The following is a 23,679-nucleotide window of genomic DNA, read 5'->3' as shown; positions in this document are numbered from 1 at the left end:
GGTTGCTGTTTACGCTGCATTGATTCTGCGATGTCTCAGTCTTACTCCTTGATGATCCACGGTGGGGCCGGTGCCCTGGAAGATATGCAAAAGGAGGCCAGTCTCTCGGATTTTGAGGCCAGCATCACCGCAATTTTAGAGCAGGGACGGCAGCGCCTAGATCAAGGAGAGGCGGCCCTGGATGTGGTGGAATTTTGCGTCATGTGCCTGGAAGACGACCCGCTCTATAACGCGGGACGGGGATCGGTTCTCAATGCCCAGGGACAGGTGGAAATGGATGCCGCCCTGATGAGCGGCGATGATTTACGCGCTGGGGGGGTTGCCTGCATCTCCCAGATTAAAAACCCCATTGCCCTAGCCCGGCGAGTGTTAGATCATGGGGATCACGTGCTGCTCGTCGGAGACGGTGCCCTAGACTTTGCCAAGTTTTGCGGCATGGAGCAATACCCCCAGGACTATTTCCTGACCGCTCTGCGGGTCCAGCAGCTTCAGGAAGCCCAGGCGGCTGGACGGGTCACCCTGGACCACGAGCGAATTAAACCCTCCCAAAAGCTGGGAACCGTGGGGGCTGTCGCTCAGGACTTATCCGGCAATTTGGCCGCAGCGACCTCCACCGGGGGTCTGGTGAATAAGCGCTGGGGGCGGGTGGGCGATACGCCCATCGTAGGCGCAGGGGTGTTTGCTGATAACCAAACCTGTGCGGTCTCGGCAACCGGCTACGGGGAGCAATTTCTACGGACGGTGTTTGCTAAAACGGTCTCGGATTTGGTCCAATTTCAGCAGCTAGATGCGGCGAGGGCTGCCCAGGCCGGTATTGACTATCTAGTGGCTAAGGTGCAGGGGGACGGTGGGGTCATTGTTATTGATCGCGCCGGGCGGTGCGGTGCAGCTCAATCCACCTCAGGATTAATCCACGGCTGGATTGAGCATGGAGGCCCCACCCACTGCCAGATGGGATGAGCACACCGGCGCAGTTGCTGGCGAAAGGGAGAGGGGAAGGGGAGGATTGATCCCCCTATGACTGTTGCCCAGAGGTTTCTACCACGGTGGTGGGGTTCAGGGGCTTCCCGTTAGCGGCCATCTCAGCGGCCAAACTTGGGGTACTGAGGTCGGCGGCTTTCGCCGTGGCTTCTACGGGCGGGTCAAAGGCATCGGGCAAAGGACCGCGATCGCTAATCAGGGCAATGGCGCGACTGACGCTCTCGGGGAAAATCACAATTAAGCCGTTTTCCGGGGCATTATCCAAAGCGGATTCAATGGCCTGGGTTTCATCCAGGCAAACCGAATAGGAGCACTGGCTTTGGTGTTTAGCTTCCCATTGACGAATGCCCTCCACCACCCGATCAGCAGCCTCCCCGGAGGGACGCCCCCGCTTATCGTCGTCTTCCTTGACAATAATTTCATTAAAAAACGAAGCGGCAAGGCTCCCCAGCTCAAGGAGGTCTTGATCGCGGCGATCGCCGGGTCCGCCCACCACCCCAAGGGTTGGTCCTGCCCAGTTCTTCACGAACCCGCCAACGGCCGCATAGCCCGCCGGATTGTGGGCGTAGTCCACGAGGGCGTGGTAACGCCCCATATTAAATAAATTCATCCGCCCCGGCGTCTGCTGTGCTGAGGCTCGAAAACTCTGCAGCGCCGTGCGAATTTGCTCCAGGGACACGCCTTGAACATAGGCCGCCAGGCTGGCCGCCAGGGCATTGGCAATCATGAAGGGAGCTTTCCCCCCCATCGTTAAGGGGATTTGCTTGGCCTGCTCAATGCGGTGAATCCAGTCCTGCTGCAAGATGGATAGATATCCCTCGGCATAGACAGCGGCAATTCCCCCTTGCTGCAAATGGGATCGCACCAGGGGATTGTCCGGATTCATAGAAAAATAGGCCACCTTGCTAGACACATGGTCTGCCATCGCCGCCACTCGTGGATCATCGGCATTGAGAATGGCATAGCCATTGGGCTGTACCGCCTCGGCCACCACGGCCTTAAGCTTGGCCATCTGATCAATGGTGTCAATATCGCCCAGGCCCAAGTGGTCTGCCGCCACGTTAAGGACAACCCCCACGTCACAATGCTGGAAGGCTAGGCCAGAGCGGAGAATGCCGCCACGGGCTGTTTCTAGCACCGCAATGTCCACCGTGGGATCTTGCAGAATCATCTGGGCACTCTGGGGGCCTGTAGTATCCCCTTTTTCCACCAGGTGATCGCCAATGTAGATGCCGTCGGTGGTGGTGTAGCCCACCGACTCGTAAACCTGTCGCAGAATGTGGGCCGTCAGGCGGGTGGTCGTGGTTTTGCCATTGGTGCCTGTGACCGCCACAATCGGGACACGAACTGGGGTGCCGGGCGGAAACAGCATGCTCAAAATTGGCGCGGCAACATTGCGCGGGACCCCCTCGCTGGGGGCTAGGTGCATCCGCAGCCCTGGTGCTGCATTCACCTCTACGATGGCGCCATCCACCTCTGGCAACGGTTTGGAAATATCGGTCGCAATCACATCAATCCCGGCAATATCCAGCCCAATAATTCGGGCCACGCGCTCGGCCATCCAGACCGTTTCGGGATGAATCTCTTCGGTCCGGTCGATGGCAATGCCTCCCGTGCTTAAATTCGCCGTAGCCCGCAAATAGCAAACATCATTGGGATCCAAGATTGAGTCTAGATTGCGGCACTGCCGACGCAGCATCGCCTCGCTGGTCTCATCGATCTGAATTTGGGTGAGCAAATTATCGTGGCCCTCCCCCCGCCGCACGTCGCAGTTTTCCTGCTCCACCAGTTCTCGAATCGTATGCTTACCATCACCCACCACATGGGCCGGGATGCGTTCAGCCACGGCAACCACCTTGTGGTTGACCACCAGAATGCGATAGTCCTTGCCCTGATAATAATGTTCAACAATCACGCCACTAGAAATCTCACGGGCGCGATCGTAGGCAGTCTCGGCCTCGGACCAAGACTGAATATCCAGGGTAATGCCGCGACCGTGATTGCCGTTGAGGGGCTTGATCACAATGGGGTAGCCCCCCAGCCGGTCGATGGCATCTTCCAGCTGATTGAGATAGTAGATAACCGTTCCGTGGGGAACAGGCACGCCCGCATTTTCTAAAATTTGCTTGGTGCTTTCCTTATCGCAGGCCAGTTCGACCCCCAAGACATTGCTGTGGGAGGTCAGGGCCGCTTGGGCGCGCTGCTGATATTTTCCATAGCCAAATTGCAGCAGGTCGCGGGTTTCTAGCACCACCCAGGGAATATCGCGGGCCTCTGCTTCTCGAATGAGGGCTTCGGTGCTAGGCCCCTGGGAAGCTCCGGCCGCAATTTCTTGCAGATCCTCCAAATCCTTTTGCAGCTCATCCGCTGGGTAGGTGCCAGTTTCTACAATGCTGTTGCACAGTCGCAGTGCGGCTCGGGCAGCATAGCGGCCTGCTTCTTCATGGATATATTCAAAGATGACCTGGTAGATGCCTGCGGAGGCGGTTTCGCGGGTGCGCCCAAACCCAGTCGACATTCCCGCTAAACTTTGAAGTTCCAGGGCAACATGCTCCAGGATATGCCCCATCATGGTGCCTTCTCGCACCCGCTGCAGAAATCCTCCCCGACAGCCTGGGGAACAGTAATGCTCCTCTAAACTGGGCAGGGCCTGCACCAGTCCTTCATAAAAGCCAGGAATCGTGTCAGAGGGACGCTCTGCTAGATCCTCTAGGTCGAGGCGAAGCACAATGAGCTTGGATCGGCGAATGCTCCAGTAGTTGGGACCACGGAGCGTTTGAGTTTTGAGGATTTTCATAAGCAAAGAGCACCTTGATGTCCGGAAAGGAATCCAGACGGTCAAGAATGCGAGTCAGGATAGGTTAGGAGTCGGAAATCGTAGAAGTCGAGCGAATTTGACGGTCTTGATAGTCGTAGCGATCGCCCCGACTCAGGACGTGCACTCTTAAGTTATGGAGCGAGAGGGGAGCCGTGTCGCTAATCTGAGCATGGTTAGAATGGGTTAGCTCACCAGGATCAATCACAGTCACAGTGCCCTGTCCCAGCACCTGAAAGGTTCCATCCCCCAGCGTCGCCACGCAGGTGTCTTCATCAATGCCAATCCCCAACTTATCGGGATGAGCGGCGATCGCGCTCATGAGACGGGCCATGCGGTTTCGATTATGAAAATGCTGATCTACAAGCAGCTCTGGGAGAATTCCGAGACCATCGGTCAAGTCCACCAAGGCGCGATTGGGGGGCTCACCACTGCTGCCGCCCGCAATCATCTTCTCTCCCATCATTGCGGCCCCGGCACTGGTTCCCGCCAGGACCATCTCTCCTCGATTGACCCGGTCTTTCAGTCGCTGAATCAGGAGGCTGCCGCCAATTAAGTCGCACAGGCGCAACTGATCACCGCCGGTTACAAAAACCCCGGTACAGTGATCTAACACCTCTAGCCAGCGAGCGTCGTTGCTCTCCTGGGGATGGCGAATATCTAAGATCTGCACATGGCTTGCGCCCATCTCCTGAAAGATTTGGAAGTAGCGATCGCCGACAATGAGCGGCTCACGAGAAGCGCAAGGAATGACGCCAATTACGGCTTTCTGTGCCAGGGAACCGGCAAAGAACGTGGAGAGGATATCACGCTTATTTACCTTGTCCTCTGCACCACCAATGACCATAACGGGGTACCGGGTAGACACTGCCATAGACGGTTGTACTAAACTTGGCTTCATCTCCAGCATAAATTGGCCCCAAGCATTGAATTCAAATCACATTACCCCAAGGGCAGAACTGAGTGTATCCAAGCCGGATTTTACTAACCCTACCCTAATAGCAAGACCCTATCAACAAATTCTGACGATATTTTGTATCCAATTTAACGAAAAGCAAGGGAGTTTGGAATGGGCGCTGCTGGATCTAGCCTTTGATCCCTGGCCGGATCCCGGCTTGATCCCCTGCTTGCGAAGATTGGGCCAATCGAAAGCAATGGTCCCGAGTTGATTAGACCCCAGAGACAGTTTGTGGGTGGTCCGGGCGAACCTGGGAAGAGGCGCGTTGGGCGATCAATATTAAAGAAGCTGGGCGGTGAGTGCTGGGATCCTGAGGTTCAAGGATCTGGGGGAGATCGAACCCACCCTTTTTTAACAGGACCCGCCACTGCTCCAGGGGACGATAGTACCAGGGGGCGGGCTGGGAAAAGGTTCCCTCAAACTCCTCCCAGGTTTCCATCCGCCATCCCGCCAAGGTAGGCTCAGGAAGGATCTGGGGATGAATCGTTTGGATGATGAGTTTCCCCTGCGGTGCCAGAAGCCCAGGAAGGGCCAAAAGTAGCTGGTCCACCGAGGTGCAACCAAGCAGTGAAAAATTACAGGCAATCACATCAAAGGTCTGTTGAAGCTGGCCAGAGGAAACCTGGGCATAGGTCATCGCGACAAAGGTGCCGCCACCGAGGGTTTGAGCCTTGGCAATCAGGGCGGGCGCTGCATCGATGCCAAGGCTCTGAATCCCCCGACGGGATAGCGCGCGGGTGAGCCACCCTTCTCCACAGCCTAAATCCAGTACGGTGCCAGGGAATTGCTGGAGAACGGTCTGCAAAATTGCGGCGTTGGTCACCCGAATCCGGCTGGCAATTTGACCCCGACGAACCACCTGGGTCCAGGGTTCAGCGTTGGCTTGCCAGGACTTTAAAATCTGATGCTCTAGATCATCCACGGAGGTCATGTTGGGCATCTGCAGGTCCGATTTTTTACGTGCCGTTCAAATTTAGCGCCTCCAACCTAGCGCCTCCAATCTGGCGCCTCCAATCTGGCGCCTTCAATCTAGCGCCAAATTTCAAACCGCTGGAACTGCTGAAGGGGCTTAGATTCTGTACGCACTTCGCTGACGCGAGCGCCAGGGGGACCGGACCAAAACCAGTCCACCAGAGCTTCCACCTGGGCGCGATCGCCTTCAATCATGGCTTCTACCCGCCCATCAGGACAGTTGCGCACCCAACCAAGAAGCCCCAAGGCCTGAGCTTTGTCCTGGGTGGCGTAGCGGTAGCCCACGCCCTGGACATGCCCTGATATCAGCGATCGCAGACAAATGTGGGGGGATGAATCTGAGGGGTGAGGAGGCATACCGTTCTCCATGGGGGACATCCCCGCCATTTTAGAAGGTGAGTTCTCTGAACTCTAGATGCCCATTAAATTCGTATTCCCACGTAAAAAAGACCCTCGACCTTGGTCAATACTAGAGTGCAGAGAAGGTGCGGGTGATGAATCCTACAAACTGCTCTGCTGATTTATCAAGGGTCAGCTGTGAACGACAAAACGATGGGGGGATTGAATGGCAATCGACGGTTGCAAATCTGTTGAGTGCAGCATGGAAACCTGGGAGGAAGATGAACCCCGTACGGTCCTGGACTGCTCCCAATCCCAGGCGGAGCGATCCATCAATGTGACCCACCCACCCGCGCGCCATCTCCTGATTCTGCAAACCACGGCAGGGGAGAAAATCATCACCCTAGATGCGGCCTCCTATTCCATTGGCCGTCACCAGGCAAACTCCATTGTCATTGATGACACCGTGGTCTCGCGCCAACATGCGATTCTTCTACGGATTCCAACGTCTAAAAATCACAACTGCTTTTTTCGGATTATTGATGGCAACCTCCAGGGCAAGCGCAGCCAAAACGGTCTGTGGATTAATGGAAAGCGGTGTTATTCCCATGACCTTAGAAATAACGATGTGATCTTGTTCAGCAACAAAGTTGCGGCAACCTACTACCAGGTCGGAGATCTGCAAAGACCCGGTAGCGCCTCCCCCTCAGACTATCCACAAGATGAGCCCACCCTCATCTCCGGGGAAGAACAGGAGCATCTCAGCGAGGCGGCGCTGGTTCGGTTATCCTCGTTTCCCGAGTTGACCCCGCAGCCCATTTTGGAAATGGAGCTGGATGGATCGGTGACCTATCTCAACGCCTCTGCCAATAAACACTTTCCGGGGGTGTACGACCAGCTGGATCACCCGGTTCGAGCTGGACTCCATTGCAGCGTCGAAACTTACAGTCACGACTATTGCGAGATTCGGGAAGTCACCGTGGGCAGCCGAACCTACGAACAGTCCATTCACTGGATTCCCCAGAGCAATCTGATTCGCTGCTACTTTACAGATATTACCCAGCGACGTCAGATGGAAGAATCCGTTCGTAAAAGTGAAGAACGGTTTGCCTTGGCCGCGCGGGGCGCGAATGATGGCCTCTGGGACTGGGATATCGAAAAAGATACGCTCTATCTTTCGCCCCGCTGGAAATCCATGATTGGCTATGGGGAACAAGAACCCTTTGAACGCATTGATGATTGGTTCAATCAAATTCATCCAGAGGATCGTGCCTACGTTCAGCAGGAGATCGATCAGCATCTGGACCGGTCTAAACCCTACCTGGAATGTCAATATCGCCTCAAGCACCAGGAAGGCGGCTATTTGTACTTCCGATGCCGGGGAATTGCGGTTTTCGACGCAACGGGGAAACCCCTGCGCATGGCTGGTTCCATGACCGACATTACCGAATATTATCGAACCCGAGAACAGCTCCTACGCGACGCCTTGCATGACTCCATGACGGGGCTCGCCAACCGCATCTTGCTCCTAGATCGGATTCAGCAGGCCATGAAAAGCCTCAAGCGCGATCGCCATAAGCAGTTTGGGCTCCTTTTTATCGATTTAGATCGATTTAAGATCATCAACGATAGCTTGGGCCACACCATTGGCGACAAGCTCTTAATTGAGGTGGCCCAACGACTTCAAACCTGTGTGCGCGAAGAAGATACGGTGGCGCGACTGGGAGGGGATGAATTTGTCGTGTTCTTGAAAGAGGTCAAGAACACCGCCGGAGCCACTCGACCGGCGCAGAGAATTTTAGAATCGCTGCGCAATTCCTATACCCTGGCAGGCCGAGAGGTGTTCACCTCTGCCAGCATCGGAATTGTGTTGAGCAACCCAGCCTATGAGCAACCAGAAGAAATGCTGCGAGATGCTGACATGGCCATGTATGAGGCTAAACACAAAGGCAAGGACAACTATGCCATTTTTGATAGCTCCATGCATAGCCACGCCATGAAAATTCTCGAGATTGAGAATAGCCTGCGGCTGGCCATCGAAAATCAAGATTTTGAGCTTTATTATCAACCCATTCTTGACCTAAAAACCGGCGAGATTCGATCCTTTGAGGCTCTGATTCGCTGGTGCCACCCTGACAAGGGCCTCATTTCTCCGGCAGACTTTATCCCCCTGGCTGAAGATACTGGACTGATTATCCCGCTGGGAAACTGGATTATTAAGGCGGCTTTTCAACAGCTTCGGCAATGGATCGATCAAGATTTATCCTTACCCTCGCTGTCCATCTGTATCAATATCTCGGGACGCCAATTCTCTAATCCTGACTTTGTCACAATCTTGCAACGGATGCTGAAGGATTATCCCGTTCCGCCGGAGAACATTGAGTTGGAAATTACAGAGGGTGCCATTATGCATCGAGAGGACTTGGTCATTGAAAAACTTCATCAGTTAAAGGAAATTGGATTTAAGCTCAGCATCGATGACTTTGGGACCGGCTACTCTTCCCTGAGCTATCTTCAGCTATTCCCGGTCGACACCCTCAAAGTTGATCGATCCTTTGTGTCTCAAATGGGCGATCACGATAGCTATGAAATTGTTAAAACAATCATGACCCTAGCCCATAATCTGAACTTGGATGTCGTCGCCGAGGGCGTAGAGGACAGCAAACAGGCAACCCTACTCCAGGCCATGAATTGTGAATATGCCCAGGGCTATCTCTACTCGCCTCCCCTCAGTACGGAGAAGGCCACTCGCTTTCTGGCAGACAGCCAAGGTGCTTAGAATCAGGCTGGCTGTCCACCTTAGCAGTCCACCTTAGCGGTCCATCTTAGAAAACTGCACCCGATTCACGGCTGTGCCCCTTTGAGTTTATCCCCCTGGAATTTACCCCCTTGCAATGGACTGCCCTGGAGTCTGTAAATATTGCCGGGGGCCTATCTGTATCGGAAGTTGGGCTTCCTGCCTAGCTAGGTCATCGCAAATGTCCCGCAGGGATTTTCCCTGCCAGCACCAGGATGATCCGAACGGGGAATCACAGGCCGCCAGTGGCGAAATTGGCACGGAGGGCAATCCCCAATCGCGCAGCAGATGAATAAATCGTAGGGTCCGAAACCCATCAAACCAAACCTGCAGGTAGTAAAGAAAATGGGCGCGATCGCCACATTGTCGATAGGCCTGCTTCAGGACCTTCGCTAAACCAAGCTGAAGGAGAAGAGGCAGTACCGCCTCACAGTCCAGGGGATGCTCTGCCCACCAAGCCTCCAGGCCCAAGCTCTGGACGCGATCGCGCTCTTGCCAGAGCCGATCCATTTGTCTGAGCCATTGTCCCAAGATTTCAAACGTGGTGGGATGATAAAGCCGCTGAATTGGATCTGTACGCAAGCGATTCAGGGCCGCCCCTGTCCCAAACGGGACCCGATGGGATGGCCGTGAGGAGAGCACCAACGGCTCAGTTTTCAGGCGCAGAATCAGGCCTGTTTTGGCCAACTTGTTGAGAATATAAAAATCCTCTGCGGCCTCCCGCCGGGGAAAGCCCCGCACCGCCGCGTAGTGCTGGGCATGGATGGCCATGGAGCTACCGATGGTGTGAAAGGCGTAGGGTGATTTCACCTGATCAAGCTGCAGCACGTAGTAGCGTAGGGCAATTTCATATTGGAGAATCGGCTCATGGAGAGGCCGGTGCACAAAGGGAAAGAGGGCCGCCGCGGCCATTGCGGTGGGCGAAACGGCCTCAAAATAATGAGCCGGAAGCTGAACATCTGCATCGGTGCAGTAAATCCAGGGCGAGGCAATCTTCCCGTGGACCATGGCTACCAGGGCGAGGTCTCCAGCAATTTTTCGGGCCAGACCCACCCCTTCACGCAGCGGCAGCTGCCGCCCACTCGTACAGCAATCCACCGCTAGCACATCAACGTGATAATTCCAGCGTATCCAGGACAGGGGGGCTTGGCTTTGGGTCAGGGTACGGAACGCCTGCTCTGTGCGCACCTGGGTCCAGCTGCTCCCCTGGGGGGCATTAAACACCAAAATGACCAAAACGTCTGCCTGGATTGAATTGAGCAGAGGTGCAATAAAATCTGGGGACTCATCATAGACGGGGATACAGAGAACATAGTCATAGCAGCGGGGGCAACCCTCGGCGCCCTGGGCCATAAACTGCCTCGCCAGGGGTTCCCCATAGCGATCGCAGTATTTTTGACTAGGACCAGTTGCGCCGATATCGCCCATAGTCTCCTTGGGACTTGCTGTGATCTAGATCAATTTATCGTCCCTGCCGTGGGGCCAGAGGATGGACAGCCCAAGGCAGGCAAAGCCCAAGGCCGCAGCCCCTTTAAGGACCTGAGTGGGAAGCACCTGAGCAACACCTTCCCCCACCAGCACCCCCAGAAAGCTGGCCACCACGAGCGCCGCTGCGGATCCTAAAAAGATGGCGCGGGGATGACGACACGATCCGCTCAGCGCGATCGCCGCAAGCTGACTCTTATCCCCCAGTTCCGATAAGAACACCAGTCCAAAGGTCATGCCTAATAGTTGCCAGTCCATAGGTTTGCCTCAATTTGCCTTGAAATGATAAGTCCCTTGAGCGGGGGCAAGGCCTAGGGCCTGACGGTCCCCCTTAGCCGGTCCGTTCCTAGGACACCCGCACAGCATCCCACAACAGCAGCAGAGCAATCACCAGTAGCGACGCTCCCGTAAGAATCTCCAGCGTTTTCTCCGGAATATGTCTGGCCAGCCAGCGTCCCACCAGCACCCCCACCAAACTGGTCATAACCAGTGCGGAGGCAGCTCCGGCAAAGACCACCCAGGGCGAGTGAGATTCGGCGGTCATCATCAAGGTAGCTAGCTGAGTTTTATCCCCAAACTCCGCTGCAAAAATTGTCAAAAACGTGGCAAAAAATTCTTTAAACCAGCTGCGAATGCCATGGGCTGAGGGTTCAGCCGCACTGACAGGGGGATCTGGGGCGAGAGATTCTGGAGCGAGAGATTCTGGGGCAGTGGGCTCTGGGGCAGAGAATTCTGGGTTCGGAGAAGTCTTCAACGCAATCGACTCACGATAGAGGGACACAGCGGTTCATGGGTTCTATCCTATTTCCAAACCGATTGCCTGTTCAAACCGAAGGCTCTCCAGGGATCGATCGCCGTAGATGGCTTCAATCTGCTGACGACAGCAGTCAATGGCAAACGCATTCAGATCCTGGGGCTCAATCCCAAACATCTGGCCAAAGGTGTCCGCCGTTACCCGGCAGAAGGTGGGACGATCCTCATAGATTGTACAGTCCCGGTTCAGCGAGTCAAAATGAATACACCAGCCGTCCGGTCCCACCATGCTCAAATATTCCCCCAACTGCTCGGGCGTCAGGTAGGTTGCCAGGTCAGGGCGATCGCCGGGATCCAGTTGACAACAAGCCCCACACTGTTTCACACACTGCCAAGTCGCCATAGATTGCCCTCAACTGCCAACGATAATTTGCCAAAAGACTCCTGTTAAGCCTAGCAAACCCAGGGCATGGGGCCACAGGGATCCCCAGGTTTGGCGGGCGATTTTCTTAAGAACCACTAGGCTCGCCAGAAGGGCAAACACCAGCGTGGTTCCTTGCAAGAAGGCAATCACGGCTGGGTGGGCACTCCACATCGGCAGCGCCATCGGGCCGCCAAAGGTGGCACTGGCCACGGGCAAAATCTGCCCCGCTTCCGTCAGGCCGAGATACAGGTAATGGGCCAGGGTGGCCCCCAGGGTGAGGGGAAGATAGCCATAGGCCAGTTTCAGAAACGGCTGAGGGTCCGGGTGCAGCAGGTGATAGAGGCCGTGGAGGGCCCCTGGGATCGCCGTGGCGAGGCCCAGGACAGCAAGGGCCACCCCCGCATGAACCCCAAGGTGATCCTGGGGAAACGAGAGGCCCAAGACCTGCTCAAGTTCGGGAAGGCGATGAAGAAAAACGCCCCCCAGCAACAGCAACAGCAGGGCCACCTCGGAGGATCGGGGCTGATGGGAGGTCCATAGTTCAATGGCCGGAGGACGTAAGTTGACCTCCACCGACCGATGGGGACAGGCCTTCAGACAGGTCATGCACAGCACGCAGTCCCGATTGTCCTCCAGTTGTGCCGGATGGGAGTACAGGGGACAGCCCTGGGTTTGCTGCCCTTCGCCGTTGGCTGGCCCCCCTTTGTAGCACTGATAGGTGCTACATTCGGCTGCACAGGTTCCCTGCTTTGCCCGCAGCTCTGTCATCGATAGCTTGGCATAGAGGCCATTCATACCGCCAATGGGGCAAAGGTAGCGACACCAAAAGCGGCGCTCAAAGATCAAGGAGCAAACAATCGCTCCCCCCGTAATCAAGAGCAGCAGCCAGCTAGAAAGGTAAGCTGTATTCGGCAAATCCCATAGCTCTTCCCAGAGAAAAATCAGGGCAAAGAGGCCCCACAAAAACCAGCCGCCCCAGCGATCGGCCAGCTCTCGCGGCCAGCGCTGGAGCTGACGGGGCCAAATTTTCAGGGAGAGGATTTGCAGCAGCTCGCCGTAGATCATGAAGGGGCATACGGCACACCACAGTCGTCCCACAAAGGGAAACCCCACTAAGATGATCGGCCACCACCAGGCCCAAAACAGGGTTAAGCCCACATTATGAAGGCGATCTTGCGGTCCCAGGAAAAGGATCGCCACAACGAAGGCAAAAAATAGGAGGGTGAAGCCGTAGTTGAGGCGCGTGGGCCACCAGTCACTGCGGAGAAAATTCCGCAGCCAGGGATAAACCTCCAGCAGGTTAAGACGAAACCGATGGCTGGGAACCTCAGCCGGCCAAAACACCTCCTCACTCAAGGCCTCCTTACCAGGGACCTGGGCGATCGCCCGCTCCAGCAAACTGGCCAGCTCCCGTAAATTTTGAGGCCAGCGGTAGGCCTGAAGCCGCCGCAGGGCCGCCGGGGTGATGCTCCGCCGGGGAGTGCCCCGAGTTTGGGCAATCAAGCTGAGATAGTAGGTCACCTGGGCCTCAATATCCGATTTACGGACCCGCAGCGGCGGAACTTTAATCAGATGTCCCCCCAGGGCCGTGAGTTCAGCCACCTCAGCCTCGGACTCGGTGACCAAAATCAGTCGGGCCTTGCTTTCCTGGGGAACCCTGGGTTGATTGGCCGATCCAGAACGCTGGATCGGGAGAAACCGCTGGGTTTCGAGGAGATGTTTGAGCTGAGGCCAAAGCTTTGGGGGAAGATCTTGAATATTGTTCAAAATCAGGGTGCCTTCCTCCAAGGCTGCGAGGAGTCCCGGCTTGCCGCCCCAGCGTCCCCACAGCTCTGCGCCGCTGGCCTGTAAATTTTTGCAAGCCACCTTAATGATGGGCGATCGCCGGAAGGGAGAGCTGAAATGAATTAAGGCCGCAATGTTATCCTTTTCCAGCCCAGGTTCACCCAAGATAATGATGGGATTGCGATTGCGGCTGGCATCTCGAATATCCTGGCGCAGGCGTTTGGCGTAGCGGCTGTTTCCCACAATGCCGCGTTTTGCCCGTGGCACTCGATAGGGGCGCAAAATGTTTTGCCGCTCCTGCTCAAAGGCTAGCTGGGAAGAAACCGCCGCCAAATTGGCCGCTAACTGTTGAGAAACATGCTGGGTCAGGGCCGCATGTTCTGCCACAATCCCCTGAAAATCTTCGCGCGTCACCTCCCAGAGGCTCGATTGGGTCAGGGTAATCACCGTATACTGCGCCGGTTGATTCACCACGAGCTCCAGCAGATGCAGGACGGCGCCAGGCAGCAGCGAACTGGCCTGGGCCGGTCCAACACGACTGGTGCGATATTGCTCTAGCCGTCCCTGGTAGAGAATGTACAGGGATTTGGGCCGCGTCTCTTCTAGCACCAGTCGCCGGTTTTCCTGCACTCGGATCAGGCGGGCCTTGGCCGCGATCGCAATAATCACCGCCTCGGGCAGATCCGTCAGGGCCGAGCGCTCCTTAAACCATAGGACTTGATTGGGATCCACCGACTTAACCTCAGACATTGCGGTTCTCCTGGCCCCGATGGGCGATGTTCCCACGAGGCCAGCCTACCCCTAGTTTCTCATTGGCGACGCGCAGGCACCATCAAAACCGGTACGATGCAGACTGTACTGGTTACTGGGTTCCCGATGGCAGCGCCTTCCTCAGCACAGGTTCAACGGATTTTTGATCAAATCGCCCCCATTTATGATCCCCTGAATGACTGGCTCAGCCTGGGGCAGCATCGCATTTGGAAACAGATGACCGTCAACTGGTCTGGCGCCCAACCGGGCGATCGCGTCCTGGATCTATGCTGTGGGAGCGGCGATCTCACCCAAATGCTGGCGCGCCAGGTTGGTCCCACGGGCTGGGTCACCGGCCTTGACTTTTCAGCGGCGCAATTAGCAAACGCCCAGCGGCGTGTGGCGGGCAAAGGGATTGCTCGCCGCATAACCTGGCAGCTAGGAGATGCGGTGGCCCTTCCCTACCCCGATCTCTCCTTTGACGCAATCACCATGGGCTATGGCTTGCGCAATGTGGTCAATATTCCTCAAGCGCTACGGGAGATCCATCGAGTGCTCAAGCCTGGGGCCAGGGCCGCTATTTTAGATTTTTGTCACTCTGACCATGCAGGGGTGCAGCAAGTCCAGCGCTTTTTCCTCAATCAGCTGGTGGTCCCCCTAGCCACCCGGTTCGGCTGCGAATCTGAATATGCTTACATTGAAGCCAGTATCGAGCGCTTTCCCCTGGGCCGCGAACAGGAATCCCTGGCCCAGGCCGCTGGATTTGCCCAAACGACCTACTATCTCACAGCCCTAGGGCTGATGGGTGTGCTGGTGTGCCAAAAAGCAAGTCCCCCAGGAACATCTGACTCGCCGGTGGGCATCGGCCCCGGTGAAATTAGCGCTAACTAGCCGGGGACGATAACGGGCTCCACAAAACCCATGACAATTTCCGGGGCTAACCTCTGTACGCGGGGATCGGAAAATGATAGGTTTTTTGTGATTATTGATATAGAACAATCATTTAATTCGCATCAATAGATTTATTTCTATTCAAAATTGCGATCGCCCTGAGTACTCTTTTTGATTTAAGTTTATGAGGTTTGGAATGTGGAAATCCTGAATCGCATTCATTTTCAAAATCTTCGGGGAGATATGTTTGGGGGCCTCACGGCAGCCATCGTCTCTCTTCCGATTGCTCTGGCCTTTGGGGTCGCCTCTGGCGCAGGTCCAGTGGCGGGACTTTACGGTGCGGTTTGTGTGGGACTGGTGGCCGCCCTGTTCGGAGGCACCTCCACCTTAATTTCAGAGCCCACCGGTCCGATGACGGTGATCTTCACCGCAGTCTTTTCTCAGCTCACCGCCGCTGATGAAACCTATGGTGTCACCATGGCCTTTACGGTGGTCATGCTGGCAGGGCTATTCCAGGTCATTTTTGGGGTGTTTAAGCTGGGTCGCTACATCACCCTCATGCCCTATAGCGTCATTTCCGGCTTCATGTCTGGAATTGGCGTCATCTTAATTCTGCTACAAATTCCGCCATTCCTGGGACACAAGGCTCCCAAGGGCGGCGTGATCGGGATTTTACAGAATCTGCCCGACATGATCACCGGGATTAACCCGATCGCCCTAATTCTTGGGGCGATAACCCTGGCTATCCTGTTCTTGACGCCCAAAAAAATCAAACGCGTCGTTCCGCCTCAACTGGTGGCGCTCATTGTGGGCACCGCTGTTTCCCTCCTTTTCTTCTCGAATGTAGACAGCCTGCCTAGAATCAGCGACATTGGCGAAATCCGTGTGGGACTTCCCAACTTTCAGATTCCCTACTTTACGCCCGGTCAGGTGACCACCATGCTGTTCGATGGAGTCATGCTGGGCATGCTGGGCTGCATTGATACCCTGCTGACGGCGGTTATTGCCGATAGTCTCACCCGCACTGAGCATAAATCCGACAAGGAACTGATTGGTCAGGGGCTAGCCAACATTTTTTCCGGATTCTGCGGAGGCTTGCCAGGAGCGGGAGCCACCATGGGAACCGTTGTCAACATCCAATCCGGTGCCCAAACTCCCGTATCTGGCATCACGCGATCGCTGATTTTATTGGTGGTGGTTCTGGGAGCGGCTCGCTTTACCGGCCCAATTCCCATGGCGGTTTTGGCTGGGATCGCCCTCAAGGTGGGCCTCGATATTCTGGACTGGAGCTTTCTTAAACGTGCCCATCACATTTCCCTGCGGGGCACGCTGATTATGTACGGCGTGATGATCCTCACGGTCTTTGTGGATTTAATCGTGGCAGTGGGGGTCGGGGTCTTCATTGCAAATATTTTGACCATTGAGCGCCTTTCCAATCTCCATGCTGATACCGTCAAAGCCATCAGCGATGCCGATGACGATTTAGATCTATCGGAGGAAGAAAAAGAACTGCTGGATCGCGGCGAGGGCAAAGTCCTGCTGTTTTATTTGAGCGGTCCCATGATTTTTGGGGTTTCCAAGGCCATTTCTCGGGAGCATGCGGCGGTATCTCAGGCAAAGGCGCTCGTTCTTGACCTAAGCGATGTGCCCATGCTGGGGGTGACGGCATCCCTGGCAATTGAAAATACGATCCAAGATGCGCAAGATTTAGGCGTAACGGTCTTTATTGTCGGGGCAGCTGGAAAAATCAAACAACGTCTTGAAAAGGTGGGTATTCTGGGGAAAATCCCCCAGAATCACCTGTTGCCCAGCCGTGTGGAAGCCCTGCGACTGGCAGTGGCCGAGCAAGAACAAACCGATGGTGGATCTGGATCCTTTACAGCCTCACCCAGTTTAGCTTGACCCAGTGGGCCTAGACTTTCCAGGGTGGATGATGGAGTCAATGCCGATCTCTGCTCTGTTTGAATGGTTCAATGAAGAAAATAATCGGGTGTCGGGTATCAGGATATTTAGATGACGCGCAGTAGAAAACTCAAGGTAAAACTTTCTCATCTTTGGCGTGATAGCAGCTTTCTCAGCCTCATTCACGGCTTAGAAAATTGTGTTTCAAAAATACTGTCGGTAGCCCTAGTGCTGGTGATTGCCGTCAGTATTTTTGATTTAATCTTGATTCTTGTGAATGATTTATTCACGGGCGATCGCGTTGGTTTTTTTAATCGCACGCTCATCGAAATTTTTGGCCTGTTCTTAAATATCTTGATCGCGCTGGAGCTATTAGAAAACATCACGGCCTATTTAAAAAAGCATATCCTGCATGTGGAGCTGGTGGTCACCACGGCCATCATTGCGGTTGCCCGAAAAATCGTGATTTTTGATCCCAAGGAATATTCAAAGACAGACTTAATTGCGCTTGCCTTTGCGATTTTTGCCCTTTCCGTGAGCTACTGGCTCATTCGCATGATGAATCGCAATCAGTCCTCCTGAGAAGGGCAGTGGGGGCTTAGGACCCATCACCGGGGGGGGGTGCGCTCTTTGATAAATTCTCCAAGCCGGTTTAGAAGGGCAGAGGTTGGGGATTGGCCGCTGTTTTCATCTCAGGGTTCCGTTCCGTTTGGGCAGTGCCTACCTGGGCAGTATCTGCCTGGGCAGTATCTGCCTGGGCAGTATCTACCTGGACAGTTTCCGTCTGGCCTGTTTCCACCGGGGTAGTTGCCGTTAAGGGAGAAACCACCATGGGAGCAGGCGGCGCAGCGGCATGGAACTCATGGCTATGGGGCCAGAGAAAGACATTGTAATAGCGGCCTCCCAGCTGAGATTGATAGCGCAGGGTGTTGTCAGCCGATAAGCTGGTGACAGCCCTGAGCTGGTCGGCGAGTCCGACGCATTGCTGAAAAGATTGGGGCGCGTAGCACTGGACATCTAGCTGGTTACAGCCAGAGGAGGGCACAATGTTCCGTTGAAACGGCTGGATACTGCAAAAAATTGGCTTATTGTACTGGGCACGCAGCTGACGAAAATGGTAGGCCGAGTAGTGGGTAAAAAAGTGGTCGTCCACTTGAATGCCATCGGCATAGCGAGCTTCGTGGATGAGCTGCGGGATCGACATCCGTCGCAGTTGAGGAGATTGAACCCAGACAATGGGAACCAGTTGATGCTCACGAATTTTCTGAGTCACTAATCGCTGATCCTCGTCAGGAACATTACGCACATCTAAAAACACATACTGATAGCGCTGGGCGCGGATTCGCTGCATCACCTGATCCAGGGTGTTGTTGGAGATGTGAAACCAAATCTGGGGTTTAGAGAGCCAGGTACCGTTGGGACGAGCCTGCACAAGACTGGGCATCATCCCTACGGCCAGGGCTGCCAGGGTACCGGTTAGCAAGAGAGATTTTAAGCGGCGGGCAAATGTCTGAGCGTGAACCGGGGAAGGAATCATATTGAACACAAGCTGTGAGTGAGTGAAAATAGTCGATAACTGAACAGCGCTAGCGCCCTTCAGTCATCCAACGCGGCAATACTGACATCAGCATCGTCACCGATTGACGATGAGCACCTGATGATCCGTCTCAATGGGACCGATGATTTCGATCACAATATTGAACGACAAACATCGGCAAATTATACGAGTTTGGCCAGGTTCCTGTAAACCGTATCCAGGGAAAAAATTGCGAAAACCTGGGCAGATCATCAATGATTGGTTCAGCCTCAACCAGGCTAATCATCAGGCCCGTATAACACCTGAAACACCCTTGATTACCCTATCACCCCCCTGGAACGGAGGGCTAAATTGATTAGGTTCTTTTAACCGAACTCGCTGCGGGCATATCAGAATTCAATCACAGCCTGCAATGGCGTTACCATGAGGTTAGAAAACCCCAGTGATTACTAGGATCTAGGGCACTTGGACCTGGATCATTCAAAATCTGATCGTAGGCCCCTGATTCCACCCATTTCAGCAACTCCGAGGCCCGCAGAACTGACCAGGGAAACTGGTGTTCTACGAAGCTAACGGTTTTGGCTAAGTGATCTAACCGGCGATCGCTGGGTAGGCTGAACTCCTCGGCCTGCTGCTTAAACTCCGTCAAAACAACGTCGTTGATCAAGTCTGCGGTTAGCCCGGACAACTTCAGAAGTGTTGACAGGGCCACCTCTACACTCTGACAAGTCAACAAGCCCGCCCGGTCAGCGGTACATTTAGCCATCATCAGCCAATTGTAAAGCGCTAGCTCGATGCCGCTGGTGGCCAGCCCCCCCAATCCAAAGGTGGTGGTACTCAAGAGATGCTTTAGGGTCGGCAGCACCAGTGCCGTTTGGTAGTAGAGCAGATGCTGACTTTTAATATGGGCCAGCTCGTGACCAAACAAATAAACTAGCTCATCGGCGCTCAGGCGCTCTTTTCCTTCCAGATTAATCATTACAATTGGCTGATCTACCCCATAGGTAAAGGTTTGGATATGCCCGGCCCCCCGCAGCAGGTAGAGATCTGGCTGCTGGAAAAGACCCAGTAGGGTACAGGCCTCCTGGAACGGCCCATGGAGGTCCGGGAAATTTTTGGCGCTGACGCGAATGGCGCTCCCCAAACACTGGAGGCGCAAAACGCGGTCTATCCCCTCTTCGTTCACTTTTTTCAGCAGTGGGGCAATTCCGGGCATCCGCTCCAGGGAATCTAGGGCATTCCGATCAGAGGGATGTTCGTAGGCCGTTGGCTTTAGATGGGCGAGCACTTTTCTGGACATGGGGCAAAATGAGGCGGATCAGACGCGGCCCAAACGGCAAACTTTAGGCAAATTTTAACCTGTTCTATCCGAAGACCGATGAGAAAACCGACAACCGTTAGCCCAGGGCCTAGAGACGGTGACTAAATAAGGGGTCGAAGGTGGTCAGCCGGGTAAGGGGGGCGGGCACCAGCGCAAGGGCCAGATTCCGCAGATGGGCCAACAGGGGAGGCTCTAGTTGCCCCACCTGCCCTAGTCGCTGCGATCGCCTTTGTACCCATCGCACCCGTCCACGACGCTGGCGTTCATAGCTAACAAGCGCCGCCGGGAGGGATCGCTGAGATTGCAGCCTCTGGGCCAGGCACACCCCGTCCTCAATGGCCATGCAGGCCCCCTGTCCTAGATTTGGAGTCATGGCATGGGCTGCATCTCCCAAAAGCAGCACCCGCCCCTGGTGCCAGGTCTGCAGGGGCGGACTGGTTTCAATGGGATGCACCAACAAATCTGCAGAGGCCGTGTTTTCTAAGATGGTTTGGACGTGTGGGTGCCAGTGTTGAAACCGCCGCTTGAGATAGGTGAGTTTATCTAATCCATCCAGATTTGGCTGGGGGCTTGGGTGATTGAGGGCGGCAAACCAGTACATCTGATCACCCCCCATCGAGAGCAACCCGACCCGCTGCCCAGCGCCCCAGTATTGGCGAGCCAGTCCCGATGGCCAGTCTGAGATCTTCTGCTGGCGCACCACACCCCGCCACGCCAGGTAACCTTGGTATTGGGGCGCCGGGCCAGCCCAAAACTGCGATCGCACGGTGGAATGGAGGCCATCGGCGGCAACCAGTAAATCGGCCGTCACGTCCTGGCCCTGGCGAAATCGAGCCGTAACCTGCTGGTGATCCCGGTCAACCTGGGTGAGGTCATGATCCAAGTGAAGGGTGCCAGGGAGCAATGCCGCCGCCAGGGTTTGCAGCAGAACAGATCGCTGAATGCAAAAGGCGGGATCAGGAAAAGTGGTGAGATCTAGCTGGGTGAGGGGGCGTCCCTGGGAACTACAGATTTGCGTGTGCAGAATCTGCTCGCCTTGGCCAAGGAGCGCCTCTAGCAGGTTTAAGCGCTGCAAGAGACGACTGGCATTGGGCCAAAGGCTAATGCCAGCCCCTGAGGTTCGCAGTTGGGGCGATCGCTCATAAACAGTGGCGGCAATTCCCCTTTGCTGGAGCGCGATTGCCGTGGTCAACCCGCCAATTCCAGCACCAATAATGATGACCTGCATGGCAGCAAAAGTCCGGGAGTAACAGCGAGCATGGTAACCATGACCAGCGCCTTGAATTTACAAGGGCAAATCCAGGTCCGTAACGGCACCTTGACTACTCGAAGAAACCAGGGTGGCATATTTGGCCAAAATTCCCTTGCGGTAGCGCGGTTCCGGCTTAACCCAATTCGCCCGGCGCTGGGCCAGCTCTGCCTCTGAAACATGCAGATCCAGAGATCGGTTGGGAGCATCAATGGTAATTTGATCCCCCTCCTGCACCAGGCCAATCGTGCCCCCCACCGCAGCTTCGGGGGCCACATGCCCCACCACCATGCCATAGGTGCCGCCAGAAAACCGGCCATCGGTAATCAGCCCCACGGAATCCCCAAGCCCTGCGCCAATGATGGCCGAAGTCGGTGCCAACATCTCGCGCATCCCCGGTCCCCCCTTCGGCCCTTCGTAGCGAACTACAATCACATCCCCCGGATTAATTTGGCCGTCTAGAATGGCCTTGAGGCAGGTTTCCTCCGATTCAAACACACGCGCAGGTCCTGTAATCTTCGGATTCTTCACCCCGGAGATTTTAGCCACGGCCCCCTCGGAGGCTAGATTTCCGCGCAGGATTGCCAGGTGACCCTGGGCATACATGGGACGATCCCAGGGGCGAATCACGTCTTGATCTGGGGAAGGAGTTTCGGGAATATCCTTTAAATTCTCTGCCACGGTTTTTCCGTTAATGGTGAGGGCATCTCCATGCAGCAGCCCGCGCACCAAGAGCATCTTCATGACCTGGGGAATCCCACCGACTCTGTGCAAATCGGTGGCAACATAGCGGCCCGAGGGCTTCAGGTCACACAGAACCGGAACTTGCCCACGGATTCGCTCAAAATCATCCAGGGTCAGGTCCACTTTTGCGGCCTTGGCGATCGCCAGCAGATGCAGAACCGCATTGGTCGACCCACCCACCGCCATAATCACGCTGATGGCATTTTCCAGCGAGTCCTTGGTGATAATCTCTCGGGGCAGACGCTGGGCACGAATAGCCTCCATGAGTACAAAGGCTGACTTTTCCGTGCTATCAGCCTTTTCTTCATCCTCAGCGGCCATGGTGGAGCTATACATCAAGCTCATGCCCATGGCCTCAAAGGCGGAGGACATGGTGTTGGCGGTGTACATGCCGCCGCAGGATCCAGCCCCGGGACAGGCGTTTTTCTCCACCGCCAGCAGTCGGTCTTCGGAAATACGCCCGGCACTATATTCTCCTACGGCCTCAAAGGCGCTGACAATGGTGAGATCTTCCCCGTCCAGATGACCGGGCTTAATGGTGCCACCGTAAACAAAAATGGCCGGAATGTTCATGCGGGCAATCGCCAGCATGGCACCGGGCATATTCTTATCGCAGCCACCAATTGCCAGGACGCCATCCATACTCTGGCCCATGCAGGCCGTCTCGATGGAATCCGCAATGACCTCCCGAGACACCAGGGAATATTTCATTCCCTCCGTCCCCATGGAAATCCCATCGCTGATTGTAATGGTGCCAAAGAGCTGAGGCATGGCCCCGGCCTCCCTTAACCCCACCTCTGCCCGATCGGCCAAGGCATTAATGCCCATGTTGCAAGGGGTAATAGTACTGTAGCCACTGGCTATCCCCACAATGGCCTTCGAAAAATCCGGGTCTTGAAACCCCGTCGCTCTCAGCATGGCTCGGTTGGGCGATCGCTGCACCCCTCGGGTGATCGCTTGGCTTCTCAAATTATCCGACATACTCTATGTCCTTATCCGATGTCCTTAGTTCAATTTCAAACGGGTATCCTACAGGGGAGTGGGGGTGGAGGTATCGCTGTGGGCAGAGTGCTGTGGGCATGGTAGCGATCATGCCGCCAGTCTTACCGCTCCGCTTCCCCTGCATCTGCAAAGCTCACCTAGGCTATTGTCTCAGAATCACGGCGCGATTGGGAACCCGCTTGGGAGACCAGCTAAAAATCCCCATCGCAGACATCAAGCGTTTCCTGAATGCTTTGTGGAGATCCGCTAAGGCAGGTCTTGGGACGGTCGTTTAGACTGTCGTTTAGACTATTGTAGAAATACGCATCACTACATTCCTCACTCTATGGCGCAAAACAAATCCACTCAACCCAAACAAACGGTCCGACAGAACGCATCCCAGGACGAAAATTGGGGGATTGAAGCCGTTAAAACCATTGGACTAAGTCTGTTATTGGCCTTTGGCATTCGCACCTTTGTTGCCGAAGCTCGCTACATTCCCTCCGGGTCGATGGAACCCACCCTGTTAATTAATGACCGCCTGATTGTGGACAAGGTAAGCTATCGATTTGGAGAACCGGACCGCGGCGATATTGTCGTCTTTAATCCCACCGATGCCCTGCGATCCCAGGGATTTAAGGACGCCTTTATCAAGCGCGTCATTGGGCTACCGGGGGACAATGTGGAGATTCGCCAGGGCCAGGTCTTGATTAATGGCCAGGTCTTGGATGAAGCCTACACAGCAGACGAGCGGTCCACCTCCGTGGAAACTTGCGTTTACAGTGGGGTTAAAAACCCCTATTTAGAGAAGCTACAAACCATACCTAACGAGCATTATCTGGTCCTGGGCGACAATCGTCAGAACAGCTTTGACGGCCGCTGCTGGGGGCTAGTGGCTCGCAGTGACCTGGTGGGGCGGGCGGTTTTTCGCTTTTGGCCTATTCCTCGGGTTGGCTTGATCTCAGATCAAGCGCGTCTCTAGGCTAAAGAGATAA

Annotated in this window: 19 protein-coding genes; 6 read left to right on the top strand and 13 right to left on the bottom strand. The window is 55.1% G+C overall.

The genetic code is table 11. From position 1 onward, the window contains the following. Window positions 1-30 precede the first annotated feature (30 nt). Window positions 31-960, top strand: coding sequence for an isoaspartyl peptidase/L-asparaginase family protein (locus QQ91_RS15855; RefSeq protein WP_166276060.1), 930 nt, complete (start codon window positions 31-33; stop codon window positions 958-960). Between the two features lie 55 nt (window positions 961-1,015). Here QQ91_RS15855 and cphA read toward each other — a convergent pair whose 3' ends face one another. The 4 genes from cphA to QQ91_RS15835 all read right to left on the bottom strand — a co-directional run bounded on the left by cphA (window position 1,016) and on the right by QQ91_RS15835 (window position 6,083). Beyond that, window positions 1,016-3,778: a cyanophycin synthetase gene (cphA, locus tag QQ91_RS15850; RefSeq protein WP_166276047.1), complete on the bottom strand. Its 2,763-nt coding sequence runs from the start codon at window positions 3,776-3,778 to the stop codon at window positions 1,016-1,018. Between the two features lie 64 nt (window positions 3,779-3,842). Continuing rightward, window positions 3,843-4,670, bottom strand: a complete 828-nt coding sequence (locus tag QQ91_RS15845) for a cyanophycinase (RefSeq protein WP_236095917.1) — start codon at window positions 4,668-4,670, stop codon at window positions 3,843-3,845. Between the two features lie 295 nt (window positions 4,671-4,965). Next, window positions 4,966-5,685 (bottom strand): class I SAM-dependent methyltransferase, encoded by a 720-nt coding sequence (locus QQ91_RS15840; RefSeq protein WP_166276280.1) that lies wholly within the window; start codon window positions 5,683-5,685, stop codon window positions 4,966-4,968. Between the two features lie 98 nt (window positions 5,686-5,783). Continuing rightward, a complete protein-coding gene (locus tag QQ91_RS15835; RefSeq protein WP_166276043.1) occupies window positions 5,784-6,083 on the bottom strand; it encodes an acylphosphatase in 300 nt (99 codons plus the stop codon). A 244-nt stretch (window positions 6,084-6,327) separates the two neighbouring features. Between QQ91_RS15835 and QQ91_RS21680 the strand changes: the two genes are divergently transcribed. Continuing rightward, window positions 6,328-8,844 carry an EAL domain-containing protein gene (locus tag QQ91_RS21680; RefSeq protein WP_166276041.1) on the top strand — a complete coding sequence of 839 codons (2,517 nt, stop codon included), beginning with the start codon at window positions 6,328-6,330 and terminating at the stop codon, window positions 8,842-8,844. 102 nt (window positions 8,845-8,946) lie between these two features. Here QQ91_RS21680 and QQ91_RS15815 read toward each other — a convergent pair whose 3' ends face one another. From QQ91_RS15815 to QQ91_RS15795, 5 genes are all read right to left on the bottom strand, one after another. Then, window positions 8,947-10,290 (bottom strand): glycosyltransferase family protein, encoded by a 1,344-nt coding sequence (locus tag QQ91_RS15815; protein WP_166276039.1) that lies wholly within the window; start codon window positions 10,288-10,290, stop codon window positions 8,947-8,949. 24 nt (window positions 10,291-10,314) lie between these two features. Next, entirely contained in the window at window positions 10,315-10,605 is a 291-nt protein-coding gene (locus tag QQ91_RS15810; protein ID WP_166276037.1) for a TMEM165/GDT1 family protein, read from the bottom strand. A gap of 88 nt (window positions 10,606-10,693) precedes the next feature. Beyond that, entirely contained in the window at window positions 10,694-11,128 is a 435-nt protein-coding gene (locus QQ91_RS15805; protein ID WP_250833378.1) for a TMEM165/GDT1 family protein, read from the bottom strand. 15 nt (window positions 11,129-11,143) lie between these two features. Continuing rightward, window positions 11,144-11,503 carry a YkgJ family cysteine cluster protein gene (locus tag QQ91_RS15800; protein WP_166276035.1) on the bottom strand — a complete coding sequence of 120 codons (360 nt, stop codon included), beginning with the start codon at window positions 11,501-11,503 and terminating at the stop codon, window positions 11,144-11,146. Window positions 11,504-11,512: 9 nt separating this feature from the next. Continuing rightward, the gene (locus tag QQ91_RS15795) at window positions 11,513-14,059 is read right to left on the bottom strand and encodes a cyclic nucleotide-binding domain-containing protein (RefSeq protein WP_166276033.1); all 2,547 of its coding nucleotides are present in this window, start codon (window positions 14,057-14,059) and stop codon (window positions 11,513-11,515) included. Between the two features lie 126 nt (window positions 14,060-14,185). Between QQ91_RS15795 and ubiE the strand changes: the two genes are divergently transcribed. From ubiE to QQ91_RS15780, 3 genes are all read left to right on the top strand, one after another. Next, window positions 14,186-14,950: a bifunctional demethylmenaquinone methyltransferase/2-methoxy-6-polyprenyl-1,4-benzoquinol methylase UbiE gene (gene ubiE / locus QQ91_RS15790; RefSeq protein ID WP_166276031.1), complete on the top strand. Its 765-nt coding sequence runs from the start codon at window positions 14,186-14,188 to the stop codon at window positions 14,948-14,950. 198 nt (window positions 14,951-15,148) lie between these two features. Next, complete coding sequence (bicA, locus tag QQ91_RS15785; RefSeq protein WP_166276029.1) at window positions 15,149-16,852, top strand: bicarbonate transporter BicA; 1,704 nt, start codon at window positions 15,149-15,151, stop codon at window positions 16,850-16,852. A 111-nt stretch (window positions 16,853-16,963) separates the two neighbouring features. Next, window positions 16,964-17,434, top strand: coding sequence for a phosphate-starvation-inducible PsiE family protein (locus tag QQ91_RS15780; protein WP_166276027.1), 471 nt, complete (start codon window positions 16,964-16,966; stop codon window positions 17,432-17,434). Window positions 17,435-17,504: 70 nt separating this feature from the next. On the opposite strand, the gene QQ91_RS15775 is transcribed toward QQ91_RS15780, so the two are convergent. The 4 genes from QQ91_RS15775 to ilvD form a co-directional block, all read right to left on the bottom strand. Then, a complete protein-coding gene (locus QQ91_RS15775) occupies window positions 17,505-18,389 on the bottom strand; it encodes a hypothetical protein (protein ID WP_236095915.1) in 885 nt (294 codons plus the stop codon). 418 nt (window positions 18,390-18,807) lie between these two features. Then, window positions 18,808-19,689: a M48 family metallopeptidase gene (locus QQ91_RS15770; protein ID WP_166276025.1), complete on the bottom strand. Its 882-nt coding sequence runs from the start codon at window positions 19,687-19,689 to the stop codon at window positions 18,808-18,810. 109 nt (window positions 19,690-19,798) lie between these two features. Then, complete coding sequence (locus QQ91_RS15765; protein ID WP_166276023.1) at window positions 19,799-20,938, bottom strand: FAD-dependent oxidoreductase; 1,140 nt, start codon at window positions 20,936-20,938, stop codon at window positions 19,799-19,801. A gap of 57 nt (window positions 20,939-20,995) precedes the next feature. After that, a complete protein-coding gene (gene ilvD / locus QQ91_RS15760) occupies window positions 20,996-22,684 on the bottom strand; it encodes a dihydroxy-acid dehydratase (protein WP_166276021.1) in 1,689 nt (562 codons plus the stop codon). A 346-nt stretch (window positions 22,685-23,030) separates the two neighbouring features. On the opposite strand from ilvD, the gene lepB reads away from it, so the two are divergent. Next, entirely contained in the window at window positions 23,031-23,666 is a 636-nt protein-coding gene (lepB, locus tag QQ91_RS15755) for a signal peptidase I (protein WP_166276019.1), read from the top strand. Window positions 23,667-23,679: the final 13 nt, after the last annotated feature.

The organism is Lyngbya confervoides BDU141951 (genome assembly GCF_000817775.3).
GTDB classification, from domain to species: Bacteria; Cyanobacteriota; Cyanobacteriia; order Thermosynechococcales; family Thermosynechococcaceae; genus Lyngbya; species Lyngbya confervoides.
The sequence above is the reverse complement of the archived record's forward strand: the minus strand, read 5'-3'. Positions and strand labels throughout refer to the sequence as shown.

Bases quoted from the DNA above. Each gene is read 5' to 3' on its own strand.
- QQ91_RS15765 (WP_166276023.1), bottom strand. From the start codon at position 20,938: ATGCAGGTCATCATTATTGGTGCTGGAATTGGCGGGTTGACCACGGCA.
- QQ91_RS15775 (WP_236095915.1), bottom strand. From the start codon at position 18,389: ATGATTCCTTCCCCGGTTCACGCTCAGACATTTGCCCGCCGCTTAAAA.
- QQ91_RS15795 (WP_166276033.1), bottom strand. From the start codon at position 14,059: ATGTCTGAGGTTAAGTCGGTGGATCCCAATCAAGTCCTATGGTTTAAG.
- QQ91_RS15845 (WP_236095917.1), bottom strand. From the start codon at position 4,670: ATGGCAGTGTCTACCCGGTACCCCGTTATGGTCATTGGTGGTGCAGAG.
- QQ91_RS15800 (WP_166276035.1), bottom strand. From the start codon at position 11,503: ATGGCGACTTGGCAGTGTGTGAAACAGTGTGGGGCTTGTTGTCAACTG.
- lepB (WP_166276019.1), top strand. From the start codon at position 23,031: ATGGCGCAAAACAAATCCACTCAACCCAAACAAACGGTCCGACAGAAC.
- ubiE (WP_166276031.1), top strand. From the start codon at position 14,186: ATGGCAGCGCCTTCCTCAGCACAGGTTCAACGGATTTTTGATCAAATC.
- QQ91_RS15810 (WP_166276037.1), bottom strand. From the start codon at position 10,605: ATGGACTGGCAACTATTAGGCATGACCTTTGGACTGGTGTTCTTATCG.
- ilvD (WP_166276021.1), bottom strand. From the start codon at position 22,684: ATGTCGGATAATTTGAGAAGCCAAGCGATCACCCGAGGGGTGCAGCGA.
- QQ91_RS15835 (WP_166276043.1), bottom strand. From the start codon at position 6,083: ATGCCTCCTCACCCCTCAGATTCATCCCCCCACATTTGTCTGCGATCG.
- QQ91_RS15815 (WP_166276039.1), bottom strand. From the start codon at position 10,290: ATGGGCGATATCGGCGCAACTGGTCCTAGTCAAAAATACTGCGATCGC.
- QQ91_RS21680 (WP_166276041.1), top strand. From the start codon at position 6,328: ATGGAAACCTGGGAGGAAGATGAACCCCGTACGGTCCTGGACTGCTCC.
- QQ91_RS15770 (WP_166276025.1), bottom strand. From the start codon at position 19,689: ATGTCCAGAAAAGTGCTCGCCCATCTAAAGCCAACGGCCTACGAACAT.
- QQ91_RS15840 (WP_166276280.1), bottom strand. From the start codon at position 5,685: ATGACCTCCGTGGATGATCTAGAGCATCAGATTTTAAAGTCCTGGCAA.
- cphA (WP_166276047.1), bottom strand. From the start codon at position 3,778: ATGAAAATCCTCAAAACTCAAACGCTCCGTGGTCCCAACTACTGGAGC.
- QQ91_RS15780 (WP_166276027.1), top strand. From the start codon at position 16,964: ATGACGCGCAGTAGAAAACTCAAGGTAAAACTTTCTCATCTTTGGCGT.
- QQ91_RS15855 (WP_166276060.1), top strand. From the start codon at position 31: ATGTCTCAGTCTTACTCCTTGATGATCCACGGTGGGGCCGGTGCCCTG.